The following is a 22,212-nucleotide window of genomic DNA, read 5'->3' on the forward strand; positions in this document are numbered from 1 at the left end:
GGCTAGATAAAGTTAATTAAGCTGAACCAGATTTGCGTCTATGCATCTTTGGAGCAGAGCCACCGGTTTGCCCTGAGCCAACCTTGGATCCTGAAGTAGGCCCTGCGCTTTTGCCTGAGTTACTACCTTTTTGCTTTTTTGCAAGAGCTGCCAGCATTTTAGCTTTTGCATCTTCACCAGTGTTTTTTTCTTCACTCATAGTTAATCTCTATCCATTCTTTAACTGTTGCAAGTTGTTTTAAGGAGAAGTGCTTTAACCTCAGACTCTTTATATCTTCGATGTCCACCCAATGTTCTAATTGAGGTTAACTTGCCAGATTTTGCCCATCTGGTAACAGTCTTTGGATCTACTCTAAATAATGATGCAACCTCAGAGGGAGTCAATAAGACCTCATGATCTGAGTTCATTTACATTGCTCCTTGTGAGTTAGTTGGTGAGTATGTCCGATTTAAACCTTATGAGGCAAGTATTGTGGTTTGGGTGAGTAAATGACAAGTATTTGAAATTACATAGCTTGCTCAAAGGCAGCAACCCTTCGCCAGCGAGTAACTAGTCGCTCATAACCCTGGCCTGCGAGTGCGCCATCTCCCGCCGCTAAGCCGGCGAGTGATCTAGCAACATCCTCTATTGAAGTATCGGCGTTTAATCCAGGTTGACCATTTTCAATCAAAGATTTCTCTAAGTAAATAGCTAACCCTCCGTAGTCACATTCCACAATTGAGTTAGTATCAAAAATTGATAGCCATTCAAGTAAATCTGTAATCTCCTGCTCAATTGGTCCATTACCAAATGCATTTACCACTGCTTGATGGGCGAATAAACATCTTTGCTTTGCATTTGATATTGAGGTTCGAAGAATTGTGTAAGCACCATCATCATTGGTGCCACTAATTCGATCGGAAGGCTCAAAGAGTGCAAACCAACGTGGTGGAATACTCCAGGTTGCAGTAATGATGTGAGAGACCTTATCTTCAATACTTTCAGAGTTTAGAGAAAGTGCGTTTTCAATTTCTTTAGGCAGAAAAAAACTACTTATTGTAAATGGCATTGAAGATTTGAAATCATCCAATGCTGCCCAGCACCTAGCTGCTGTTGACCAAGGAGCTATGTATTTCTTTTTATCAACTTCTAAAAAATGTGCGCCATCTAATTTAAGCGCAGGTGGTTCTGTAATGATTGTGCGACGCAGCGCTCTATTTTGTTCATCTCTGCCTGTTGGAGTTGAAACTGGAATTTGACTCCACCTATTTTGATTCTCTTTATCAAAAGTTGTTAAAGGTTCATAAACCCTAAGGGATGCAACATAAGGTGTTGGTCGCATTAGTAACTAATTAATTACGAGGTGTGTAATTATCTTTGGAGGATTCATCATTAAAATCCTTATCTTCACTTACCTCACCATGCAATTCTTTTGCTAAGCGCTCTAGATCCATATCTTGATTTGAGTACTTAAGATCTCTTGCTACTTTAGTTTGTTTTGCTTTTGAACGGCCACGTCCCATTATCGGCCCTCCCTCAATATATCTGCGCTGTCAGGTGAGGTAGATTATCGTAAAGATGGGCCTTCAACCATTGGAGGTTTAAAACCGCTGAATAAAGTTCGAAGCCCCACAGCCTGCAAGAAGAGGCTCATACCCATAATGGGCAACCTAAATCTATGGTCTCCAATAGATAGTAATGAAATCAACCAATTGGTACTAATTATTATTATTGCGATCACCGCAATAACCCTCTCTAAATGTTTTTGACGCCATAGAATCGCAAAACCATAAATTAGAAGAAATAACCCTCCTAATAACCAGAGCCATGAAACCAGTTGCCCAAAGCCACCTACAACAAGATTTAAACCTTCTTGATTTGAGGTGATGTTTTTTACTGGATTAATCGTTAACCATGGATTTCTTGCCATAGTTCCGTTTGCTAACGGCCCATACCAAGGAGACCAAAAATATTGTGTTTTGTTGTAAAACAACTTCAATGATTTGGTTGGATTACTTACGTACCATTGAAGAACACATTTTATCCGTTGATTATCTTGTTGTGCCTCAGTTCCGGATAAATTGCACGGTACGCCATCCCATTTGCTTGCATACCCGCCTGACGCAGTGTCACCCGCGCCAATGTTCATTGTCGCCCCAAGATTTGTAGAAACAGAATTTGTGCCAGTTGACACATGATTTCGATAAATCAGTGAAGCAGGGAAAAACAGAATTATAATTAAGCTAAATACCGTTAATAAAGCACTAACCCGAATTCGCTTTCTCGAAAAGATCCAGACCAAGTTAACTAAAATTCCAGCAATAATGAGTCTAGGCTGCATAAAAACAAGTAGCCCGAAAATTACCGAGTTCAAGGATAAGTACCAAATGAAACTTTGTTCATTTCTTTCTAGTAAATCCTTAATTATCAGCGCAACTGCAATCAAAAAGCCTGATGCTGTCAAACTCTCATATCCAACAGCTATAGAATTTAATGAAAGCGTTGGATTAAGAAGAATTAGGAAAAATACAAATCCGGCAAATTTTCTTAATCTAGTTCGTGATAGTTGTAACGCAAAGTAGTAAACCGCCCATGAAAAAATTGCTGACTGCAATATTGAAAGTAAGGTTAATGTGAATCCCTTACCCATTAAGGAAATTAGATAAATTATTAGTGGGTATCCGGCGGGCCAATAACTTAATAAAATCTCCTTTGCAAAGATTCCTTCCTTACTTAATGCTTCAAACCCTTTTAGATAGTTTTCACCGTCAGCGCCTAACCATATGCCGTCAAGAAAAAATGGCTGCGCATAAATTTCTATATTGCCGGCCTGTATATTAAAAATGACTAACAGTTTGATGACAAAAATTGCGGCAGCCCAATGCATAAAGTTCTTAGCTTGATTATGAGCAGGTGCCATTCGAGCACGTTTAGATTTGCTAGCCATCACTTCCCTAATCTTAAGCCTAAATCTAGTTTACTTGCCTCGGCAACAACTGCATGTAAGTTAGCATTTGTACCAGACGCGCTTATCAAACCATTAAGGCAAAACTTATCCCAGAGGTCAGGGTTCTGGAATAACTCAATAAGAACTTGTCCTTCCATTTCCACCACATTTGGTGGAGTGCCTCGTGTATGAACTAATCCCGTCACACATTGAATTGCAGCATATGGTGGTATTCGAAGTTCAACCGACTTACCCGGGGCAACTTGTTTGATAATTCTAAGGATTTCTTTCACTTGGCTTTTTGCTTCAGAATCTTGAATCATCGAAGATCGGTTAACTCAACCTTTGAGAGTTTTCCATTTATTTGCAATTTGATCATATCCTTTACCTTATTTGCCTGTTCAACCGATAGGCCAGCAAAATCAGATGGGTTTTGAATCAATCTATTCATCTGCTCCAATGAGAGCGGAAACTCTTTTTCACTCCCAATGGCGGCGAACAACTCACTTGGAGCAGTAGTTGTTGAGTGTTTTTTAATTATTTGATGAGCCACCTCCCGGCCCATGCCGGCTTTAACGCACTCCATTAGTAACTTTGTTGTAGCGAGAAGTGGAAGTTGTTCATCTAATTCGGCTTTTATTTTTTCCTCAAATACTCCAAACTCTTGCAAAATTGTCATAAAGGTATGAAGCAGGCCGTCTAAAACATAAAAAGTGTCAGGAATTACAACTCTTCGAACTACAGAACATGAAACATCTCCTTCATTCCATTGATCCCCAGCTAGATCTGACGCCATGGTGTTATAGCCGCGAAGTAAAACCATCATGCCATTTATACGTTCAGATGATCTTGAGTTCTTTTTGTGAGGCATTGCAGAAGATCCAACCTGTCCTGCTTTAAAGCCTTCACTTACTAATCCGCTTCCTGCCATTAATCTAATTGTGGTTGCCATAGATGATGGAGCAGATGCAATCTGCAACAACTTAGATACAACCTCAAAATCAACTGATCTTGGATAAATCTGCCCAACAGAAGCCCAAGTATTTTCAAATCCATAATCATCAGCAATACTTTCTTCCAAATTCGTAAAATCCTTACCCATTGCATCTAATGCATCTTGAGATGTACCGACCGGCCCTTTAATGCCACGAAGTGGCAGTCGAACTATTAATTCCTTAAGCGCGGTATGGGCAAACAACAATTCCTCAGCACATGAGGCAAAACGTTTACCTAGAGTAGTTACTTGAGCTGCAACATTATGTGACCTACCCACCATATAGGTTTTTTCATACTTTGATATTTTCTCACCCAGCAAAAATAGGGTTTGCAGAACTCGATACTCAATTAATTCAAGACCAGCTTTTATTTGAATCACTTCAATGTTTTCAGTTAAATCCCTGCTTGTAAGACCAATATGAATCTTTTCAACTCCAGAGAGTGCGTTAAACTCCTCAATCCGTGCCTTAACATCATGGCGAGTTTTTATCTCTCGCTTATCAATCGAAGCTAACTCTACTTTTTCAATTACCTGCTCATACGCCTTAATATCTCCATCTGTAATTGGAAGCCCTGCTTTTTGCTGCAATTTTAGAATTGTGATCCAAAACTTACGTTCATTTATGATTTTATTGATTGGATCAAAGATAGCCACCATCTCTTTAGTGGCATATCTTGTTGCTAATACGTTTGGTGTGATACTCATTTGATTAAGTCCCTAACTACGATTGTTTCATCTCTGCCAGGGCCAACGCCAATAGCGCTCATTGGAGCCCCTGAAATCTTCTCTAAGAATTTCACATACTCCTGAGCATTCTTTGGAAGATCTGTAACAGATCTCGCTTTTGAAATATTCTCTTTCCAGCCAGGTAGGTACTCATATATTGGCTTGGCATGGTGAAAATCAGATTGTGAAGCAGGTAGCTCTTCAACCAGCTTGCCATCGATCTCATAAGCCACACAAACTGGAATCTTCTCCCAGCCAGTTAAGACATCTAATTTTGTTAGGAAAAAGTCAGTTAAGCCATTTACGCGAACTGCATACCTGGCAATAGGTGCGTCAAACCAACCACAGCGTCTATTGCGTCCTGTTGTAACACCAACCTCGCCACCAATTTTTCTAAGCGCCTCACCATCTTCATCAAATAACTCAGTTGGAAATGGACCACTTCCAACACGTGTTGTGTATGCCTTAAGAATTCCAATTACGCGTGTGATCTTTGTCGGACCAATTCCAGATCCAGTAGATGCTCCCCCTGCAGTTGGGTTAGAGGATGTAACAAAAGGATAAGTTCCATGATCAACATCTAATAAAGTTCCTTGAGAGCCTTCAAGTAATACAACTTTGCCTTGTTGCAAAGCTTGATCTAAAAGAAGTGAAGTATCTGTTACATAAGGTTTTAAAATTTCGGCATACCCCAAATACTCACTGATTACTTCATCAACTGTAATTCCTTTGCGATTAAAGACCTTTACCAAAATCTGATTTTTATCATGGAGTGCTGCTTCAATCTTTTGCTTTAAAATTGATTGATCAAATAGATCTTGAACTCTAATTCCAATGCGATTTATCTTGTCAGCATATGCTGGCCCAATTCCACGCCCCGTTGTGCCAATCTTTGATTTTCCTAAAAATCGCTCTGAAACCTTATCGATTGTTCGATGGTATGGTGTTATTAAATGTGCGTTAGTTGAAATCTTAAGTTTTGAGGTATTAATACCTCGCTCATTTAGCCCTTTGATTTCTTCTAGTAGAACGGCTGGATCAATTACAACACCATTACCAATTACCGGAACTACATTTGAAGATAAAATTCCGGAAGGAAGTAGGTGGAGTGCGTATTTTTGATCACCGATAACAACTGTGTGTCCTGCGTTATTGCCGCCTTGATAGCGGACTACATAATCAACTCGATCACCTAATAAATCGGTTGCTTTTCCCTTGCCCTCATCGCCCCACTGCGCACCAAGTAAAACTATTGCAGTCATTATTGAGCAACCTTACATTCTGAACTTATTTTAGTAAATTCGTAAAACAATGTGTCATTCATATTTTGATCAGCCAACAATTCTTGATATTGCTTATTCATCGAGGTGTTATCAAGAAAATTCCATTTTTTATGCCCACCTGGCTTTCCATTTGCTAACCAATACAAATGATTTGCGATTCCGTACCTTTGGACTGGAATTGATCTGAAAGTCACTCCGCTTATCTTTTTTACCATATGCTCAATAGATTCTTTGTTAAATAAGACCAGATGATTATCCCAGTAGGTAAAGTCTTGAAAAGCAGATGAATCGTATAGTTTTATGAGCGCATCATTTGAATTGGGAGTTTCTACAAAAGCTTTGCCGTTGGGCTTTAGAAGGCTAAGCATTTGTAGTAAAAAATCTAAAGGATTTTTGACATGTTCAATAACATGAAATGAGGCAACTACGTCAGCTCTATATTCAATACTATTGTTTATACTATTAGCATACTCATTAATACTAGAATAAACTTTGAGATTTTCCGAATTAAAATTATCATGATGTTTTTTTTCTGGCTCAACCCCTACGGCCGATTTTACTAAGTGCTTTGCTAATGTTAAGAACCCACCGTTGCCACTCCCTATCTCTACCAAGTTTTTGTCTTTAATTTCACTTTCCAACATGCTTAAACGTCTCAAATCATCAACTTTAGTTTCAAGTCTAGACTCCGCAAGATCTAAAACAGTATCGTGCATCAACGATTGTTCATAGTGATGTTCTGAAATATGAGTATCATTGTTAAGAAAGACAAGACCGCAGTGCGAGCACTCTAAAACTTTATTAGCAAGTATTTTTCTGTTGGTTCTAATTTTTCCTTTGCGCTGAAAAGAAATTGATCCACACAACATACAATTCAAATTATCTGTCATAAAAAAATTTCGAAGAATTCGCCAAGTAGTTCATCAAGTTTCTCCCTTGGTCATCTGTTAAATCAATGATTAAACAGGTAATTTCCTTACGGGATTACGACCAATTCCACCACATTTAGGGCGGTTTTAGAAATCACCGCCCCAATGCCTGCGCTAAATCTGCTCTAGTAGGCACCAAGCAGAAGCAACGCCTTTTTAAACAACGCCGATAGGGCCATGGTTAATGTGCCAGAGGCGAGTAGCCGCTCCAGCAGGGTAATTAAGGTGATTAAAGTGCCAGTTAACATAAAGCTCCATTTCTTTTTGTTTTAATTGCATGGGCTTTATCAGATTCATCTAGCATATCTAAAGGCTGGCACTAAATGTTTTTATCTGCTTCTAGTGGGGAAAACTTATCGCTGATAACCTCAGCCTTACTATGAGTAGTGAATCTTTTGAAAACCTATCTTATGAAGATCGCACCTTTCTTCCTTCACAAACATTTATAGATAATGCAAATGCAAAAAGTGATATTTATAAGGAGGCAGATACAGATCGCTTAGCCTTTTGGGAAAAACAAGCAAATAGATTGCATTGGAATCAAAAATGGAATCAGGTTGTTGATTGGCAACTACCTTTTGCTAAATGGTTTATCGGTGGGAAATTAAATGCCTCATATAACTGCCTGGATCGACATGTAATTGAGGGCAGGGGCAACAGAGTTGCTTTCTACTTCGAAGGTGAACCAGGAGATACTCAAACAATCACCTACGCCGATCTTTTATCAAAGGTTTGCAAGGCTGCAAATGCTTTAAAAGAGCTCGGAATTAAACAAGGAGATCGGGTTGCGATCTATATGCCAATGATTCCAGAGGCAGCAATTGCAATGCTTGCATGTGCAAGGTTGGGCGCTATGCACTCCGTAGTCTTTGGTGGATTTTCAGCCGACTCATTGTTATCTCGAATTCAAGATGCTGATGCTTCTTTAGTCATTACCGCCGACGGTGGCTTTAGAAAAGGCGCGCCATTTGCACTAAAGCATGCAGTTGATGAGGCACTTAAGGGTGAAACAAATGTTAAAAATGTTTTAGTTGTTAAACGAACTGGACAAGAAACTAAGTTTGATGCTTCAAAAGATATTTGGTGGCATGAGCTTGTTGATAAGCAATCTGATAAGCATGAGTGTGAGTTCTTTGATTCAGAAAATGGCTTATTTATTCTCTACACCTCAGGAACTACTGCAAAACCAAAAGGTATTTATCACACCACAGGTGGTTATTTAACTCAGGCAGCTTTCACCCATCATGCAGTATTTGATTTAAAACCTGAGAAAGATATCTACTGGTGCACCGCAGATATTGGTTGGATTACCGGCCACTCATATGTGGTTTATGGCCCACTGATTAATGGTGCAACTCAGCTTATGTATGAAGGAACACCTGACACTCCAAGTAAAGGACGATTATTTGAATTAATTGAAAAATACAAAGTCAGTATTTTATATACCGCGCCTACTTTGATAAGAACCTGGATGAAATGGGGAGATGAGTTTCCAAACAAATCTAATCTTTCATCCCTTCGCTTGCTTGGTTCAGTTGGTGAGCCAATTAATCCTGAAGCATGGATGTGGTATCGAGAGGTGATTGGAAAAAACAACTGCCCAATTGTTGACACTTGGTGGCAGACAGAGACTGGCGCAATCATGATCTCGCCATTACCTGGAGTTACTGCAACAAAACCAGGCAGTGCCATGAAAGCCCTCCCTGGAATTTCTGCTGAGGTTGTTGATGATGAAGGTAAAGCTGTTGGCAATGGCAGAGGTGGTTATCTTGTCTTAACAAAGCCTTGGCCATCAATGATGCGTGGTGTTTGGAATGAACCCATTCGCTATAAAGAAACTTACTGGTCACGCTTTGCTGGAGTTTACTTTGCAGGAGATGGCGCGAAGTTAGATAAGGATGGCGCGATCTGGTTACTTGGCCGAGTTGATGATGTTATGAATGTTTCAGGGCATCGCATCTCAACAACAGAGGTTGAATCGGCATTAGTTTCTCATGATGTGGTTGCCGAGGCTGCAGTAGTTGGCGCAAAGGATGAAATGACTGGGCAGGGCATTGTTGCATTTGTAATTCTAAGAGGCGGAATTGAATCAGCCACAGGGGATGCTTTAGTTAAAGAGCTACGTGATCATGTGGCAAAACAAATTGGCCCAATTGCAAAACCTCGCCAGATTATGGTTGTTGCAGAATTACCAAAGACAAGAAGCGGCAAAATTATGCGCAGGCTATTACGGGATGTGGCAGAAAATAGAGCAGTTGGAGATTCCACAACCCTTGCTGATCCAAATATAATGAAGTTAATCTCTGAAGGTTTAAAAACTGGAAAGAGTGAGGATTAGTTCACTTTCTCAAGTAACTTAACAATCTCACTCTTTACCTCATTCATTACTGAGGGTAGATGAGAATCTACATAATCATAAAGTTCTGAAGGCTTTATGTATTTATCTGCGATACCCCAAGTTGAAAACACCAACAGTGTTGCAACTAAATACAAAATAAAGGCTGCGCGAAGTGTTGAAATGGCCGCCCCTACCAGTGAATCAATAAGTTTAAAGGGCGGTACAAAAAGAATCTTGCGAAATAATGAGCCAATCTTGCCTAGTAAAAAATCACCTATAGAGGCTCCAACAAAAACTGCTAGTAATGCCAAAACAACTTTCTGGCTCTGACTATCCCAAGTGGCAAGATATTTAACAGCCAAGGCCAATCCCGCTACACCACCTGCAATATAACCAGCAGTTCTAAAAATCGTTTTGATCAAACCATTTTTATATCCACTATAAAAAGCGATCAGAAGAACTAAAACTATTAATAGATCAAAGTAATTCATAACTTAACTCCAAAAGCTTTTTCAACTTGATTAAATAATTGCTTTTTATTTGTGTAAGCTCCTATTTTAGTTTCGACAGTTTTGCCATTTTCATCGATAAACCAAGTGACCGGAACTCCTGGTCCAAATATAGATTTTGAAATTCCACTTGCATCTTCAAGATTTGGCCAACTCATCCCACTTTTTTGAATGTAATCAATAGCATCCTCTTTAGATTTTTCCTCGACATTTACGCCAAGCATCTGGATCTGCCCGTTTTTAAATAGTGGATTTTGATACAGCTCAACAAAATAAGGCATCTCCTGCTTACATCCTTCACACCATGATCCCCATACATTTATAAGCAAGGGTCCTTGTAATTGATGAAAATTTATTTCCGCCGACCCATCTAAACATGGCATCAAAACGGATTTATCGACGCTCTCTAGTAATTTGATTTGATCACAAGATGCAACAATGCCCGGTGCACTTACCTTGGTTGGTGATGTGCAGCTAGAAATTAGCAAAGTGGTGATTAATAAACTTAAAAGTTTTTTCATTTGAAATCTGCCTCAACTTTCACCATTAGCTTTGCCTTTATTGGATCCATCTCACCTATTCCAAATGATGGACAGTACTTGGCGATTGGACAAGCACCACATGCTGGCTTTCTTGAATGGCACACTCTTCTGCCATGCCAGATTAAGCGCTGCGACAAATTGGTCCATTCTTTTCTTGTGATTAAATCAGCAACCTCAAACTCAACCTTTACCGGGTCCATAGATTTACTCCACTTAAATCTTCTACTTAATCTGCCAAAGTGAGTATCAACAGTTAAGCCTGGAATACCAAATGCATGACCCAAAACAACATTGGCTGTCTTTCGGCCAACTCCAGGAAAAGTGATCAAACTTTCTAATTTGCTTGGTACCTTGCCATCATAATCTGTAACTATCTTGCTACTAAGTGACTTTATATTCTTAGCCTTTGCCCGGTAAAAACCAGTTGATTTAACCAATCTTTGAATATCTTTAACATCAGCCTGTGCCATCTTTGCCGGATTTGGATATTTCTTAAATAAGGCAGGCGTTGTTTGATTCACTCGCTTATCGGTGCATTGCGCCGATAAAACAGTTGCAACTAGTAATTGAAAAGGAGTTTTATAATCTAATTCACACCTAACATTTGGATAGCTTTTACATAAAATTCGATAGATCGCCCTTGCTCGAACTTTCTTTTGAGCCAAACTCTCTCGCATTTGCCCAAGATTACGCTGATTGGAGTTGTACTACCTCCCAGCAGTATCCTTATGGCTATGCCCGCCAAAAATGAAGATGAGGTTGTTAGAAAAGCCCCGCTTTTTAGTGCTTTAGATGATGCCTCCGCTGCCAGCTTGCGAGCATCCATGAATGGTATAAAGATTTCAAAGGGTCAGGTTTTATTTAAAGAGGGTGACCCAGGAGATAAGTTATTTGTGGTAGTTGAGGGCAAGTTAAAGCTTGGCACATCCTCCGGTGATGGCAGAGAAAACCTTTTGTCAATTTTAGGACCTGGTGACATGTTTGGTGAGTTATCACTCTTTGATCCAGGACCAAGAACAGCAACTGCAACCGCAGTAGTTGACTCTAAGTTACTAGCCCTTGCTAATGATCAGGTTATTGGCTGGGTAACAGCCCACCCACATGTTTCACTTCAACTACTAAAAAGACTCTCACAACGATTAAGAAGAGCCAATGATGTTTTATCTGATTTAGTCTTTGCTGATGTACCCGGCCGAGTTGCTAAGGCAATTATTGAATTAGGTGAGCGATTTGGAACCAAAAAAGATGATGGTCTGCATGTTAACCATGAGCTAACCCAAGAGGAGCTAGCCCAATTAGTTGGGGCATCAAGAGAAACTGTTAATAAAGCATTAGCTGATTTTGCATCCCGTGGTTGGGTAAAACTTGAACCACGCGCAGTAATTATTTTAGATTATGAAAGATTAGTTAAGCGCGGGCGTTAATTCTTTAATTGCACAATCAGTTCAATTTCAACTGGTGCATTCAGTGGCAATTCAGCAACCCCAACTGCAGTTCTTGCGTGTTTGCCATTTACATCTCCAAAAATCTTAATCAATAATTCACTAGCACCATTTACTACTCCTGGTATTGCCATGAAGCCGGGTGCGCAATTAACAAAACCGCCAATCCTGACCACTCTTTCAACTTGATCAAGATCTGTAACTAATGAAATTGCTGCAAGTGCGTTTAGCGCACAAATTTGGGCCAGCTCTTTCGCATCCTCTGCGCTGACATCACTGCCGACCTTGCCCTCTTTAACTAATTTGCCATCAATTACTGGAAGCTGTCCGGCCGTGAAAATGAGATTGCCACTTTTAACTGCCGGCACATATGCAGCAACTGGAGCTGCAGCAGTTGGAAGTGTTAGGCCAAGTGCGGAAAGCTTTTCTTTAGTACTCACGCAATCACTCTCTTCATATATGCAACTAATTGATCGCCACCACCAGGGGCAGGAACAACTTGCACTAAATCCCAACCTTCAGAGCCCCAGGTATCTAGGATCTGCTTTGTTGCATGAGTTAGTAATGGCACAGTCACATATTCATATTTCATTTAGTAATCCTTAACTTTTTATTGAGAAAGTGCTGCTTTAACCAATGATGAAACCACTCCACCATCAGCTTTGCCAGCAATCTTAGGTTGTAAAACTTTCATTACTAATCCCATGCCAGCAGGGCCTGCTGCATTTGTTTCAGCAATTGCATCTGCTATTAATTTCTTGATATCCGCCTCACTTAATTGCTCAGGTAGGTAGAGAGCAATAACTGCTGCCTCTTCTTTTTCCTTGTTGGCTAAATCATCACGCTTCGCGTTTGTGTAAGCCTCAACAGCCTCACGGCGCTTTTTAGCCTCCCTGGATAAAACTGTAATCACTTCCGCGTCAATCAATACCTTTGCGCTCTTACCCGCAACCTCTTCATTGGTAATAGCAGCAAGCAGCATTCTGATGGTGCCGCTTTTGACCGCATCTTGAGAGCGAATCGCATCGGTTAAATCTGACTGTAGTTTTTCTTTTAGTCCCATAGCGGTATCTTCTCATGCCTATGGCATACAAAGTGCGCACCTCTACCTTGCCCCTGCTCCCTAAGGGTGCTAAACCAATTAAAGTCCTGCATTTTTCTGATCTTCATCTGCACCCTAGAAAAAAGCGTGAGATTGCAGATATCAAAACCTTTATTGATTTAAAACCTGATTTAGTGATTAGCACAGGTGATTTTCTTGCCCACAAAGATGGGGTCGATATCGCACTTAACGCACTAGGTGAGCTTCTTGATCTGCCAGGTTTATTTGTCTTTGGTTCTAATGATTACTACGCACCTAGTTTTAAAAACCCCTTTTCTTACTTAAGAAAAGATAATGGAGAGCGCAAGCTAGGTGAGAAGTTGCCTTGGCAGAGATTGCAAAAACAGTTAACAAAGCGAGGTTGGCAAGATTTAAATCACAATAAAGTTAAGTTAAAGGTAAACGGAGTAGTAATTGAAGCACGTGGTACAGATGATGCTCACTTAGAGTTAGATGATTATCGTAAGGTTGAAGGAAGAGTGAGTAATACTGCAGATATTGCAATTGGTGTAACTCACGCGCCATATGAACGAGTGCTCGCTGGGATGGCGCAGGATAAATTAGATTTAATATTTGCAGGTCATACTCATGGTGGTCAGATTAGATTGCCTTGGCCGGGGGGGAGTAAATCACTTACTACAAATTGTGATTTAGAAAATTGGCGATCTCGCGGAGTTACTAAGGTAAATGATGAACCTTGGCTTAATGTCTCAGCCGGTATGGGCATGAGCCCTTTTGCGCCAATTAGATTTGTATGTCCGCCTGAAGTCTCCCTAATCACATTAACTGCTTAAGGTAGGCTTTAATAATGAATCTAATTTCAAATAAATTACATCGCCTGTATTTAGTAATCACTCTGCTTTTAGTAATTCCAGATACCTTCTATTGGTACACACTTAATGATTACTCCAATTACCAAGATGCCTTGACTGCTATCACTAGCTCAACTGGACTTACCTGGTTAATCGTTAGCTACTTAGCGGTATTTTTTGCAATCTTTGCTCAAAACCTTGAGATGCGAGCCTTTTTAACAGTTGCTGCTTTTGTTACCCGTATTTTCTTCCTGGTTTGGCTAACTGATATCTGGCGTTCTAATGAGGTCGGCTTTACCCAGGTAATTAAAAATGTTTTTGTTAAAACTGGTGAGGCTCCATATGTTGAAGCTTTTGCAACAGTTGCACTGATTCCAATGGTTTTATCTTTAATTGTTCAAAAAACTCAAGTGGCAAACCTTCTTACTGGTTTAGTTAATTTCCTAAAGGCACCATCGAATAAAACTCACCAAGTTGTCTTTTACACAGCTTCAGCAACAATCTATCTGTTAGCACTAATTGGAATGGTTAGATCACTATTAGATAATTATGATCTGGCGGCCTCTGATCTGCCATCAGGTGTTACTCAGAGTTTAATTTGGTTAGTTGTATTGGGTGTAATTCAAATTGCTTTGAAATTGCTAATTCTAGGACTTGGACTTCTTGCTTCACTTTGGGCATGGATTAGTTGGCAGGCAGATATTAAAACTGTTCTTGGACACATGAAAGATTTTAAATTATCTGAGTATCTAACTAGAAAAGTTGCCTCCTACCTATACACCTTCTACTTTGTATTTATCATTGGGTTAGCCGCTGTTGGTATTCCAATTTATGCTTCAACTACATATGGCATAAATCAAGATTATGCAGCATTTCCAATGGTGGTATTAGCTGGAGTAATTGTTACTTTCTTAGTAATTCTTGCAATCCGCTTAGTATTTGAGTTAGCGGTTGCAGTGGTTCATATTGCTGAAAATACAAAAGGTGGATTAAGAAAGTAAATTAGTTAGATTTTGATTTAGCCTTTTCTAAATCAGCATCCACCATTAACTTTGCTAACTCATTCCAGTGTGTTTTCGCCTTCCAGCCAAGTACTTTTTCAGCCTTTGATGGGTCACCGATTAACGCGTCAACCTCAGTTGGTCTTTCATAACGCTTATCTACTTCAACATGATCTTTGTAATCAAGTCCTACATGTTCAAAGGCTGCTTGAGCGAAATCTTTAACAGTGGCGCCAACCCCGGTAGCAACTACATAATCACCGGGCTTATCTTGCTGAAGCATCAACCACATTGACTCCACGTACTCCTTTGCATATCCCCAGTCACGCACAGCATCTAAATTACCTAGATATAACTTGTCTTTGCCACCGGTTGCAATCTTGGTAACAGCTCTTGTTATTTTTCTGGTAACAAATGTTTCACCTCGCCGAGGTGATTCATGGTTAAACAAAATTCCATTTGTGGCATGCACTCCATATGCCTCACGATAATTAACTGTTGACCAGTAAGCCATTAACTTTGCTGCTGCATAAGGGCTTCTTGGCCTAAATACTGAATCTTCATTTTGTGGTGGTGGAGTTGATCCATAAAGCTCACTAGTGCTTGCTTGGTAATAACGACATATAATTCCTGATGCTCGAATTGATTCAAGGAGGGCAACTGCACCTACCGCATCAACTTGGGCTGTGTATTGAGGCATAGTGAATGAAACTTGAACGTGAGATTGTGCGCCCAAGTTATAAACTTCAGTTGGCTGAATCTGATGAATCAAATTAGTCATATTTACACCATCAGTTAAATCACCATAATGCAGGATCAATTTTGGATTTGGAGTGTGAGGATCTTGGTAGATGTGATCTATACGAGCGGTATTAAATGAGCTAGAGCGGCGAATAAGTCCGTGTACTTCATATCCTTTTTCAAGGAGAAACTCTGTCAGGTATGAACCATCTTGTCCGGTGATACCGGTGATAAATGCAATCTTCTTAGACAAAATGGCTCCTTACTTATTTTGTAGATACCACTCTACAGTGGATGCGATGCCTTGATCTAATGAAATTAATGGTTTCCAGCCTAAATTAGCAATCTTTGATGAATCTAGAACTTTTCTCATCGTGCCATCGGGTTTATTTGCATCCCAACTAATTTCACCACTGAATCCAACAGCTTTGGAAATCTTGCCTGCCAAATCCTTAATGGATACCTCTTGGCCTGATCCAACATTGATTTGCTTGGAATCATCGTATTTATCCATACAAAACACCACCGCTTTAGCAAAGTCATCTACGTGCATAAATTCACGAAGCGGTGCACCACTTCCCCATAAAATTACCTGGCCATTACCTGATCGCTTTGCCTCAATAAACTTTCGAATAAGAACCGGCAGCACATGCCCATTTTCTAAATCAAAATTATCATTTGACCCATACATGTTTGTTGGCATTACCGAAATCCATTTATATCCATACTCTTTGCGATAAGACTTGACTAATTCAATACCAGCAATTTTTGCCACTGCGTAAGCTGAGTTTGTCTGCTCAAGCTCGCCTGTAAGTAAATACTCCTCTTTTATTGGCTGGGCACAATCCCTTGGGTAAATACAACTAGAACCTAGGAAAACGAATTTTGAAACCTTAGCTGCATGAGCCGCGTCCATAAGGTTAGATTGAATTTGTAAATTCTGGGATAGAAATTCAACTGGATAGGAGTTATTGCCACCGATCCCACCGACTTTGGCCGCAGAATCAATAATGGCTGTTGGCTTAAGATCCTTTATAAATTCAAAAGTTTTATCTCGATCTAGTAAGTCAACATCTTTACTAGATACACCAATCACTTCTTGATTTAATCGATTGAGCTCTCTGACAATTGCTGAGCCAACTAAACCAGAGCCGCCAGCTACCAAAATTGTCATGTACTTAGCCTAGCGTTAGGTTTTTTAAAACTCGGCCGCAACCAACTCTGCAATTTGAGCAGTATTAAGCGCTGCCCCCTTTCGCAGGTTATCGCCGCAAACAAATAGGTCTATTGCATTTGGATCATCTAGAGATCTTCTAACCCGGCCAACCCAAGTGGGATCAGTACCCACAACATCTACTGGCGTTGGAAACTTATAGTTTTCTGGATCATCAACTAATTCAACTCCTGCTGCATTTCTTAATACCTCTTGAGCTACAGAGCGTGAGACTTCCTTATCAAAAATTGCATGAACAGCTAGCGAATGAGTTGTTAGCACTGGAACTCGAACACATGTGGCTGAAACCTTTAAATCAGCTAGCCCTAGTATTTTTCTGGATTCATTTCTAACCTTTAACTCTTCAGATGAGTAACCATCCTCCTTTAGTGAGCCTGCCCAGGGAATTACATTAAGTGCAAGGGGATCTGAAAATGGGCCAAAGTCTTTCACAACTTTTCTAATATCTCCTGCTTCATCACCTAAACTTTTATTTGCAACTAAATTTATTTGCTCTCGCAAAATATCTAAGCCACCTTGGCCAGCACCGGAAGCGGCTTGGTAGGAGGCAACAACTAATTCCTTTAATCCATACTCTTTGTGCAAAGCACCCATAGCTACGATCATGGAAAGGGTGGTGCAATTCGGATTAGAAATTATTCCTTTTGGTCGATTCTTTATCTCTTGTGGATTTACTTCTGGCACAACCAATGGCACATCTTTATCCATTCGAAACGCGCCGGAGTTATCAACTACTACAGCTCCATTACTTGCAGCAATTGGCGCCCACTCTTTAGAAACCTCGTCCGGCACATCAAACATTGCAATATCAATTCCCTCAAATGCTTCAGGAGATAGAGCAACAACTGTTAACTCTTCACCGCGACAAGTAAGTTTTTTACCAGCACTTTTTGCAGAGGCAATTAATCTGATCTCACCATAAACATTTTCTCGCTTAGATAAAATATTAAGCATTACTGTGCCAACAGCTCCAGTGGCGCCAACTACAGCAAGGGATGGTTTATTACTCATCGACCACTTCCTCCATAAACAACTGCTTCAATTTGATCTGCATCTAAATCAAAAGCGGTATGTGCTGCTTTAACACCCTTTTCTAAATCAGAGCTTCTGCAAACAATTGAGATTCGAATCTCTGAGGTTGAGATCATTTCAATATTTACGCCAGATTCTGAAAGACAGGCAAAGAAGGTGGCAGTGACCCCTGGATGACTTCGCATACCAGCGCCAATTAATGACAATTTACCTATCTGATCATCATATTGAATTGAGGCAAAACCAATCTCACCTTGAATACGCTTTAAAACAGCAGTCGCATTAGCACCTTCTGTTTTTGGTAAAGTAAATGAGATATCTGTTAAGCCAGTTGCAGCCGCTGAAACATTTTGCACAATCATGTCGATGTTTATGTCAGCGTCGGCTATGGCTTGAAATATTGCAGCTGCCATACCGGCCCTATCTGGCACACCAACTATGGTTACCTTTGCCTCACTTTTATCATGAGCTATTCCTGCGATTATTGCTGCTTCCATTTCGCCCCCTTCTGGATGATCCTTAACCACCCAGGTTCCTTCCTTGTTGGAAAAAGATGATCTAACATGAATTGGTAGATCAAAACGCCGCGCGTACTCAACGCAACGTAGGTGTAACACTTTGGCACCACTTGCTGCTAGCTCTAACATTTCATCATATGTAACAGTTGATAATTTCTTTGCTGCTGGAACTACTCTTGGATCAGCGGAGAAAATTCCATCAACATCTGTGTAGATCTCACAAACATCTGCTTCAAGTGCTGCAGCAAGCGCTACTGCAGTTGTGTCAGATCCACCTCTACCTAAAGTAGTGATGTCATTTGTATCCTGTGAGACTCCTTGAAAGCCTGCAACAATTGCAATCGCACCTTCTTTAAGTGCTTCTTGAATCCTGCCTGGTGTCACATCAATAACTCGCGCCTTGCCATGAGTTGATGTTGTAATAATTCCTGCTTGAGAACCAGTAAATGATCTTGCTTCATGACCTAAATTTGAGATTGCCATTGCAAGCAGTGCCATAGAGATTCGCTCACCTGCTGTTAACAACATATCTAGCTCACGCCCATTTGGAAGTGGGGAAACTTGATTAGCTAAATCAATTAATTCATCGGTGGTATCTCCCATGGCAGAGACCACAACTACGACTTGATGGCCTGATTTCTTGGTGGCAACGATGCGGCTTGCAACCCGCTTTAGCCCCTCAGCATCGGCCACCGATGAGCCGCCAAACTTCTGCACGATTAAACCCATGGTGTAAGTGTGAAGGATGGGCTTAAGAATTTGGGAATTATCTCAAATATTAAGACGGCTAAACATCTTAAATAGTGAGATTAATCAGTTATCGTAGGATCTGCGGCCCTCAAAAGCTCTGCCAAGGGTAATTTCATCTGCATATTCCAGATCTCCACCTACTGGAAGGCCAGAGGCAAGACGGGAGACTTTGATCCCTAAAGGTTTGATCAGCCTAGTCAAATAAGTGGCTGTTGCTTCACCTTCAAGGTTTGGATCGGTAGCAATAATTATTTCACCAATTGTTGTTTCAGATAATCTAGTCATTAACTCTTTAATTCTTAAGTTCTCTGGTCCTACTCCATCTATTGGTGAGATCGCCCCACCTAACACGTGATACGTGCCTTTAAATTCTCTAGTTTTTTCAATAGCTAACACATCTTTACTTTCCTCAACAACACAAATAGATGTTTTATCTCTTCTTGGATCCCTGCATATCTTGCATAACTCTTCCTCTGAGATATTTCCACAAATTGTGCAAAACTTAACTCGCTCCTTAACTGTCTTTAAAACCTCAGCAAGGCGAGTGACGTCAACGCGATCTGATTGAATGATGTGAAAGGCAATACGTTGAGCACTCTTTGGTCCAACACCAGGAAGACGTCCTAGCTCATCAATTAAGTCTTGAATTATTCCTTCATACATAAATCATCAACTAAGAAAGAACTTAGTCTGACTCCTTAATAACTTTAGCGCCTAATTTACTAGCTAAAAGATCAGCACCGGTCAGCATATTAGCATCGCTTGGATCTTCATCACTTCTTGCCATAGTAGTGGTAGCAACTGAGGTATCAACTGTTGCAACTATTTTTCTTCTAACCCCTGCAACCTCTTCAAAGGCATCAGATAAAATCACATCACTCTCTGATCTAACAAATGAATCACGTGCTCCTGCGTTAACAATTCCAATGCTTATGCTCTCATCATCTACGGAGAGTATTTGAGCACTTGTTGCAAGTAATGACCACGTTAGACGGCGCTTGCCTTTAACATTTTCAATTACTTGCGGCCACAATCTACGCAGGGTAGCAATGTCTGCAACACCACTTGGCTTGTGGTTAGTTGGCTTGCTCTCTACCTTAACTGGTTCAGTTTTAACTGCTACTACTGGTTTTACTTCAATCTTTGGTTCGGCCCTTAAAATGTTTTGAACCGGCTCACTCGTTGCAGCTTTAACTTCAACAGTTGGCGCAGCACTAATTACCCCGCGCTCTAGTTTTTCAAGTCGAGCAGAAACAGCTGCATCATTTGCTTGCGGCAGCATCATCTGTCCACAAACTAACTCCAGAATCAATCTAGGCGGTGTTGCACCGCGCATCTGAGTCAACCCATTGGCAAGTAAATCAGCTGATCTAATTAGATTTGCAATGCCAATTAACTTTGCCTGTGTTCGCATCCGATCTAATTGATCCATTGGAATTTGAACGAGTACCTGGGAGTTATTCTCATCAACTGCGCCCACAATTATCAAATCACGTAAGCGCTCAAGTAGATCTTGCGCAAATCTTTTCGGATCTTGCCCTGATTCAACTACGCGGTCTACTGTGTTAAACAGGGAGGCAGAGTCTGATGCAGCCAGTGAATCAATTGCTTCGTCCAGTAGGGCTGAGTCGGTGTAACCAAGGAGAGCCACGGCAATCTCATATGTAACACCTTCGCTACCAGCACCAGCTAGTAATTGACCGAGGATTGATTGCGCATCTCGAACTGATCCACCGGACGCTCTAACAACTAGTTGAATGACACCCTTTGCCACCTTAATACCTTCAGATTCACAAACTTTCTCTAGGTGTGTAGAAAGAATTGCAGGTGGAACTAATCTAAATGGATAGTGGTGGGTTCTTGATCTAATTGTTGAAATTAACTTTTCGGGTTCAGTTGTGGCAAAGATAAACAAAACGTGTGCTGGTGGCTCTTCAACTACTTTAAGTAAGGCGTTGGCTGCTCCTGGCCCTAGTTGATGAGCCTCATCGATAATGTAAATCTTGTAGCGAGATTGAACTGGTGCAAAAAAAGCTTTATCTCTTAAATCTCTAGCATCATCTACTAATCCATGTGTTGCAGCATCTAACTCAATTACATCAAGTGAACCTGGGCCATTAGCAACTAAATCCTTACAAGATTGACAGGTTCCACATGGGTTTGGTGTTGGGCCTTTTTCACAATTTAAAGATCTAGCCATAATTCTGGCACTTGATGTTTTACCACATCCCCTTGGACCGCTAAATAAATATGCGTGATGGATTTGCCCTGAGATTAAAGCATTACTTAATGGAGTTGTTACATGCTCTTGACCAATGACATCTACAAAAGTTGATGGGCGATACTTGCGGTATAGAGCTAATGACATTTATCGCCTCCTTTGCTTATTTAATTTAAAACGCTTGCAAATAATAGGATCCCCCGTACACCCACTAGAGCGCACCTACCCTTGCTGCATTCCTGCCCTGGGGGAGTTCGGCACGTTAATGCCGCACGGGGGATCTAACGGTAAATCTTAGTCATCACCACCGATACCCTTAAGCCTTGTAAGTAATAATGGAGGATTCGCATAGCGGCCGAGTGCGCACGCTTGGAAAGCGTGTGTAGGGCAACCTACCGAGGGTTCAAATCCCTCATCCTCCGCGGTTTATGCCCACTTTTTAGTTGAAGCACGCTTAGAAATAATGTATATGATTTCATAATGTCCTTTTCATTAGATACCCAAAAACTTAGGTTGAAGCGTTTGAAAAGAGTTTTAACCCATATGTTTCTTGGACACATAAAGTGGAGATCTAATAACTATAGACCTCCAAGTCCATACAGCATCAAGAAAAAGATACTTCAAAATAATGCTTTCCCGAATGTTGGATGGATCGAAACTGGAACTTATCTAGGTGAAACTACCAAATTCTTATCTAAGAAATATTCAAGTGTTATCACTGTCGAACCGAGTAGGCCTCATTTCAACTATGTTTCAAAGAGATTCAAGAAAATTAGTAATGTGAGGGTGATTAATGCGACCTCGGAAAATTCGTTCAGTGAGCTTTTGGGAAATTCAAAAGATGAATTGAATATATATCTGGATGGACATTATTCGGGTGATGGGACATTTGGGGAGAATAAAATCACCCCTGTTAAAGAGGAGTTGGATTCTATTGAAAAATCTCTTGCTAGGTTTAAGAAGCTTTTTGTAGCAATAGATGACTTTCGAGTTTTTGCAAATTATGATTCCGCATATCCGAGCAGATATTACTTAATTGATTTTTGCAAAAGAAATAATCTGATTTGGAATATAGAACAAGACATCTTTATGTTTTGGAAAAAATAAA

27 protein-coding genes, 1 tRNA gene and 1 other RNA gene are annotated in these 22,212 nt (G+C 40.4%); 6 read left to right on the forward strand and 23 right to left on the reverse strand.

Translation table 11 applies throughout. The features are described 5' to 3' along the window. Nucleotides 1-16 precede the first annotated feature (16 nt). The 10 genes from B1s21160_RS05835 to B1s21160_RS06480 all read right to left on the reverse strand — a co-directional run bounded on the left by B1s21160_RS05835 (nt 17) and on the right by B1s21160_RS06480 (nt 7,110). Complete coding sequence (locus B1s21160_RS05835; RefSeq protein ID WP_095672780.1) at nt 17-199, reverse strand: DUF5302 family protein; 183 nt, start codon at nt 197-199, stop codon at nt 17-19. Between the two features lie 20 nt (nt 200-219). Continuing rightward, nucleotides 220-408, reverse strand: a complete 189-nt coding sequence (locus tag B1s21160_RS05840; RefSeq protein WP_095672781.1) for a BldC family transcriptional regulator — start codon at nt 406-408, stop codon at nt 220-222. Nucleotides 409-506: 98 nt separating this feature from the next. Then, nucleotides 507-1,322: a DUF8083 family protein gene (locus B1s21160_RS05845; RefSeq protein WP_095672782.1), complete on the reverse strand. Its 816-nt coding sequence runs from the start codon at nt 1,320-1,322 to the stop codon at nt 507-509. Nucleotides 1,323-1,332: 10 nt separating this feature from the next. Next, nucleotides 1,333-1,503, reverse strand: coding sequence for a DUF3073 domain-containing protein (locus tag B1s21160_RS05850; protein ID WP_095672783.1), 171 nt, complete (start codon nt 1,501-1,503; stop codon nt 1,333-1,335). A gap of 44 nt (nt 1,504-1,547) precedes the next feature. Next, nucleotides 1,548-2,927 carry a hypothetical protein gene (locus tag B1s21160_RS05855; protein ID WP_095672784.1) on the reverse strand — a complete coding sequence of 460 codons (1,380 nt, stop codon included), beginning with the start codon at nt 2,925-2,927 and terminating at the stop codon, nt 1,548-1,550. Next, nucleotides 2,927-3,250 carry a sterol carrier family protein gene (locus B1s21160_RS05860; protein ID WP_095672785.1) on the reverse strand — a complete coding sequence of 108 codons (324 nt, stop codon included), beginning with the start codon at nt 3,248-3,250 and terminating at the stop codon, nt 2,927-2,929. Before B1s21160_RS05860 ends, B1s21160_RS05855 begins: the two co-directional genes overlap by 1 nt. Beyond that, a complete protein-coding gene (gene purB / locus B1s21160_RS05865; protein WP_095672786.1) occupies nt 3,247-4,629 on the reverse strand; it encodes an adenylosuccinate lyase in 1,383 nt (460 codons plus the stop codon). The genes B1s21160_RS05860 and purB overlap by 4 nt, the downstream gene beginning before the upstream one ends. After that, on the reverse strand, nt 4,626-5,912 hold the full coding sequence (locus B1s21160_RS05870; protein WP_095672787.1) for an adenylosuccinate synthase: 1,287 nt from the start codon (nt 5,910-5,912) through the stop codon (nt 4,626-4,628). Before B1s21160_RS05870 ends, purB begins: the two co-directional genes overlap by 4 nt. After that, the gene (locus B1s21160_RS05875) at nt 5,912-6,823 is read right to left on the reverse strand and encodes a class I SAM-dependent methyltransferase (protein WP_095672788.1); all 912 of its coding nucleotides are present in this window, start codon (nt 6,821-6,823) and stop codon (nt 5,912-5,914) included. Before B1s21160_RS05875 ends, B1s21160_RS05870 begins: the two co-directional genes overlap by 1 nt. Nucleotides 6,824-6,987: 164 nt before the next feature. Further along, entirely contained in the window at nt 6,988-7,110 is a 123-nt protein-coding gene (locus tag B1s21160_RS06480) for a hypothetical protein (protein WP_257789493.1), read from the reverse strand. A 131-nt stretch (nt 7,111-7,241) separates the two neighbouring features. Here B1s21160_RS06480 and acs point away from each other — a divergent pair, with 131 nt between their 5' ends. Further along, nucleotides 7,242-9,200, forward strand: a complete 1,959-nt coding sequence (acs, locus tag B1s21160_RS05880; protein WP_095672789.1) for an acetate--CoA ligase — start codon at nt 7,242-7,244, stop codon at nt 9,198-9,200. Here the strand turns inward: acs and B1s21160_RS05885 are convergent. From B1s21160_RS05885 to nth, 3 genes are read right to left on the reverse strand one after another with little or no spacing between them, the layout of a single operon-like run. After that, the gene (locus B1s21160_RS05885) at nt 9,197-9,691 is read right to left on the reverse strand and encodes a CvpA family protein (protein WP_095672790.1); all 495 of its coding nucleotides are present in this window, start codon (nt 9,689-9,691) and stop codon (nt 9,197-9,199) included. The genes acs and B1s21160_RS05885 overlap by 4 nt on opposite strands. After that, a complete protein-coding gene (locus tag B1s21160_RS05890; protein ID WP_095672791.1) occupies nt 9,688-10,230 on the reverse strand; it encodes a TlpA disulfide reductase family protein in 543 nt (180 codons plus the stop codon). Before B1s21160_RS05890 ends, B1s21160_RS05885 begins: the two co-directional genes overlap by 4 nt. Continuing rightward, a complete protein-coding gene (gene nth, locus B1s21160_RS05895; protein ID WP_095672792.1) occupies nt 10,227-10,928 on the reverse strand; it encodes an endonuclease III in 702 nt (233 codons plus the stop codon). Before nth ends, B1s21160_RS05890 begins: the two co-directional genes overlap by 4 nt. Before the next feature lie 57 nt (nt 10,929-10,985). Between nth and B1s21160_RS05900 the strand changes: the two genes are divergently transcribed. Further along, a complete protein-coding gene (locus B1s21160_RS05900) occupies nt 10,986-11,675 on the forward strand; it encodes a Crp/Fnr family transcriptional regulator (RefSeq protein ID WP_095672922.1) in 690 nt (229 codons plus the stop codon). On the opposite strand, the gene B1s21160_RS05905 is transcribed toward B1s21160_RS05900, so the two are convergent. The 3 genes from B1s21160_RS05905 to B1s21160_RS05910 are packed head-to-tail and all read right to left on the reverse strand — an operon-like array spanning nt 11,672 to nt 12,756. Next, nucleotides 11,672-12,133 carry a RidA family protein gene (locus B1s21160_RS05905; protein ID WP_095672793.1) on the reverse strand — a complete coding sequence of 154 codons (462 nt, stop codon included), beginning with the start codon at nt 12,131-12,133 and terminating at the stop codon, nt 11,672-11,674. The two genes, B1s21160_RS05900 and B1s21160_RS05905, sit on opposite strands and share 4 nt — an antisense overlap. Beyond that, nucleotides 12,130-12,285: a DUF4177 domain-containing protein gene (locus B1s21160_RS06400; RefSeq protein WP_190276942.1), complete on the reverse strand. Its 156-nt coding sequence runs from the start codon at nt 12,283-12,285 to the stop codon at nt 12,130-12,132. The genes B1s21160_RS05905 and B1s21160_RS06400 overlap by 4 nt, the downstream gene beginning before the upstream one ends. Nucleotides 12,286-12,303: 18 nt before the next feature. Beyond that, complete coding sequence (locus B1s21160_RS05910) at nt 12,304-12,756, reverse strand: GatB/YqeY domain-containing protein (RefSeq protein ID WP_095672794.1); 453 nt, start codon at nt 12,754-12,756, stop codon at nt 12,304-12,306. Nucleotides 12,757-12,770: 14 nt separating this feature from the next. On the opposite strand from B1s21160_RS05910, the gene B1s21160_RS05915 reads away from it, so the two are divergent. Further along, nucleotides 12,771-13,589 (forward strand): metallophosphoesterase, encoded by an 819-nt coding sequence (locus tag B1s21160_RS05915; RefSeq protein WP_095672795.1) that lies wholly within the window; start codon nt 12,771-12,773, stop codon nt 13,587-13,589. A gap of 14 nt (nt 13,590-13,603) precedes the next feature. Continuing rightward, complete coding sequence (locus B1s21160_RS05920) at nt 13,604-14,608, forward strand: DUF4282 domain-containing protein (protein ID WP_095672796.1); 1,005 nt, start codon at nt 13,604-13,606, stop codon at nt 14,606-14,608. A gap of 1 nt (nt 14,609) precedes the next feature. Here B1s21160_RS05920 and gmd read toward each other — a convergent pair whose 3' ends face one another. The 7 genes from gmd to ffs form a co-directional block, all read right to left on the reverse strand. Continuing rightward, nucleotides 14,610-15,602, reverse strand: a complete 993-nt coding sequence (gmd, locus tag B1s21160_RS05925; protein WP_095672797.1) for a GDP-mannose 4,6-dehydratase — start codon at nt 15,600-15,602, stop codon at nt 14,610-14,612. Nucleotides 15,603-15,611: 9 nt separating this feature from the next. Next, nucleotides 15,612-16,523, reverse strand: a complete 912-nt coding sequence (locus tag B1s21160_RS05930; RefSeq protein WP_095672798.1) for a GDP-L-fucose synthase family protein — start codon at nt 16,521-16,523, stop codon at nt 15,612-15,614. Nucleotides 16,524-16,547: 24 nt separating this feature from the next. After that, nucleotides 16,548-17,594: an aspartate-semialdehyde dehydrogenase gene (locus B1s21160_RS05935; protein WP_095672799.1), complete on the reverse strand. Its 1,047-nt coding sequence runs from the start codon at nt 17,592-17,594 to the stop codon at nt 16,548-16,550. After that, nucleotides 17,591-18,862: an aspartate kinase gene (locus B1s21160_RS05940; RefSeq protein ID WP_095672800.1), complete on the reverse strand. Its 1,272-nt coding sequence runs from the start codon at nt 18,860-18,862 to the stop codon at nt 17,591-17,593. The genes B1s21160_RS05935 and B1s21160_RS05940 overlap by 4 nt, the downstream gene beginning before the upstream one ends. Nucleotides 18,863-18,946: 84 nt before the next feature. Beyond that, nucleotides 18,947-19,546: a recombination mediator RecR gene (recR, locus tag B1s21160_RS05945; RefSeq protein WP_095672801.1), complete on the reverse strand. Its 600-nt coding sequence runs from the start codon at nt 19,544-19,546 to the stop codon at nt 18,947-18,949. A gap of 22 nt (nt 19,547-19,568) precedes the next feature. Continuing rightward, nucleotides 19,569-21,251 carry a DNA polymerase III subunit gamma and tau gene (locus B1s21160_RS05950; protein ID WP_095672802.1) on the reverse strand — a complete coding sequence of 561 codons (1,683 nt, stop codon included), beginning with the start codon at nt 21,249-21,251 and terminating at the stop codon, nt 19,569-19,571. A 41-nt stretch (nt 21,252-21,292) separates the two neighbouring features. Then, nucleotides 21,293-21,389: signal recognition particle sRNA small type (gene ffs / locus B1s21160_RS05955), an RNA gene on the reverse strand. A 52-nt stretch (nt 21,390-21,441) separates the two neighbouring features. Between ffs and B1s21160_RS05960 the strand changes: the two genes are divergently transcribed. Both B1s21160_RS05960 and B1s21160_RS05965 read left to right on the forward strand, forming a co-directional pair. Continuing rightward, nucleotides 21,442-21,526, forward strand: a tRNA-Ser gene (locus B1s21160_RS05960). A 58-nt stretch (nt 21,527-21,584) separates the two neighbouring features. Next, nucleotides 21,585-22,211 carry a class I SAM-dependent methyltransferase gene (locus tag B1s21160_RS05965; protein ID WP_150120966.1) on the forward strand — a complete coding sequence of 209 codons (627 nt, stop codon included), beginning with the start codon at nt 21,585-21,587 and terminating at the stop codon, nt 22,209-22,211. Nucleotide 22,212 lies beyond the last annotated feature (1 nt).

The sequence above is a fragment of the Candidatus Nanopelagicus hibericus genome, assembly GCF_002288005.1.
Lineage (GTDB): Bacteria > Actinomycetota > Actinomycetes > Nanopelagicales > Nanopelagicaceae > Nanopelagicus > Nanopelagicus hibericus.

What these genes read in the sequence shown, in the direction of transcription:
- B1s21160_RS05840 (WP_095672781.1), bottom strand. Translation starts at nt 408, where the DNA reads ATGAACTCAGATCATGAGGTCTTATTGACTCCCTCTGAGGTTGCATCA.
- nth (WP_095672792.1), bottom strand. Translation starts at nt 10,928, where the DNA reads ATGCGAGAGAGTTTGGCTCAAAAGAAAGTTCGAGCAAGGGCGATCTAT.
- B1s21160_RS06480 (WP_257789493.1), bottom strand. Translation starts at nt 7,110, where the DNA reads ATGTTAACTGGCACTTTAATCACCTTAATTACCCTGCTGGAGCGGCTA.
- B1s21160_RS05875 (WP_095672788.1), bottom strand. Translation starts at nt 6,823, where the DNA reads ATGACAGATAATTTGAATTGTATGTTGTGTGGATCAATTTCTTTTCAG.
- B1s21160_RS05835 (WP_095672780.1), bottom strand. Translation starts at nt 199, where the DNA reads ATGAGTGAAGAAAAAAACACTGGTGAAGATGCAAAAGCTAAAATGCTG.
- B1s21160_RS05910 (WP_095672794.1), bottom strand. Translation starts at nt 12,756, where the DNA reads ATGGGACTAAAAGAAAAACTACAGTCAGATTTAACCGATGCGATTCGC.
- B1s21160_RS05940 (WP_095672800.1), bottom strand. Translation starts at nt 18,862, where the DNA reads ATGGGTTTAATCGTGCAGAAGTTTGGCGGCTCATCGGTGGCCGATGCT.
- B1s21160_RS06400 (WP_190276942.1), bottom strand. Translation starts at nt 12,285, where the DNA reads ATGAAATATGAATATGTGACTGTGCCATTACTAACTCATGCAACAAAG.
- B1s21160_RS05920 (WP_095672796.1), top strand. Translation starts at nt 13,604, where the DNA reads ATGAATCTAATTTCAAATAAATTACATCGCCTGTATTTAGTAATCACT.
- purB (WP_095672786.1), bottom strand. Translation starts at nt 4,629, where the DNA reads ATGAGTATCACACCAAACGTATTAGCAACAAGATATGCCACTAAAGAG.
- recR (WP_095672801.1), bottom strand. Translation starts at nt 19,546, where the DNA reads ATGTATGAAGGAATAATTCAAGACTTAATTGATGAGCTAGGACGTCTT.
- B1s21160_RS05915 (WP_095672795.1), top strand. Translation starts at nt 12,771, where the DNA reads ATGCCTATGGCATACAAAGTGCGCACCTCTACCTTGCCCCTGCTCCCT.
- B1s21160_RS05855 (WP_095672784.1), bottom strand. Translation starts at nt 2,927, where the DNA reads ATGGCTAGCAAATCTAAACGTGCTCGAATGGCACCTGCTCATAATCAA.
- B1s21160_RS05870 (WP_095672787.1), bottom strand. Translation starts at nt 5,912, where the DNA reads ATGACTGCAATAGTTTTACTTGGTGCGCAGTGGGGCGATGAGGGCAAG.
- B1s21160_RS05885 (WP_095672790.1), bottom strand. Translation starts at nt 9,691, where the DNA reads ATGAATTACTTTGATCTATTAATAGTTTTAGTTCTTCTGATCGCTTTT.
- B1s21160_RS05935 (WP_095672799.1), bottom strand. Translation starts at nt 17,594, where the DNA reads ATGAGTAATAAACCATCCCTTGCTGTAGTTGGCGCCACTGGAGCTGTT.
- B1s21160_RS05890 (WP_095672791.1), bottom strand. Translation starts at nt 10,230, where the DNA reads ATGAAAAAACTTTTAAGTTTATTAATCACCACTTTGCTAATTTCTAGC.
- B1s21160_RS05845 (WP_095672782.1), bottom strand. Translation starts at nt 1,322, where the DNA reads ATGCGACCAACACCTTATGTTGCATCCCTTAGGGTTTATGAACCTTTA.
- B1s21160_RS05950 (WP_095672802.1), bottom strand. Translation starts at nt 21,251, where the DNA reads ATGTCATTAGCTCTATACCGCAAGTATCGCCCATCAACTTTTGTAGAT.
- B1s21160_RS05930 (WP_095672798.1), bottom strand. Translation starts at nt 16,523, where the DNA reads ATGACAATTTTGGTAGCTGGCGGCTCTGGTTTAGTTGGCTCAGCAATT.
- B1s21160_RS05860 (WP_095672785.1), bottom strand. Translation starts at nt 3,250, where the DNA reads ATGATTCAAGATTCTGAAGCAAAAAGCCAAGTGAAAGAAATCCTTAGA.
- B1s21160_RS05850 (WP_095672783.1), bottom strand. Translation starts at nt 1,503, where the DNA reads ATGGGACGTGGCCGTTCAAAAGCAAAACAAACTAAAGTAGCAAGAGAT.
- acs (WP_095672789.1), top strand. Translation starts at nt 7,242, where the DNA reads ATGAGTAGTGAATCTTTTGAAAACCTATCTTATGAAGATCGCACCTTT.
- B1s21160_RS05965 (WP_150120966.1), top strand. Translation starts at nt 21,585, where the DNA reads ATGTCCTTTTCATTAGATACCCAAAAACTTAGGTTGAAGCGTTTGAAA.
- B1s21160_RS05900 (WP_095672922.1), top strand. Translation starts at nt 10,986, where the DNA reads ATGCCCGCCAAAAATGAAGATGAGGTTGTTAGAAAAGCCCCGCTTTTT.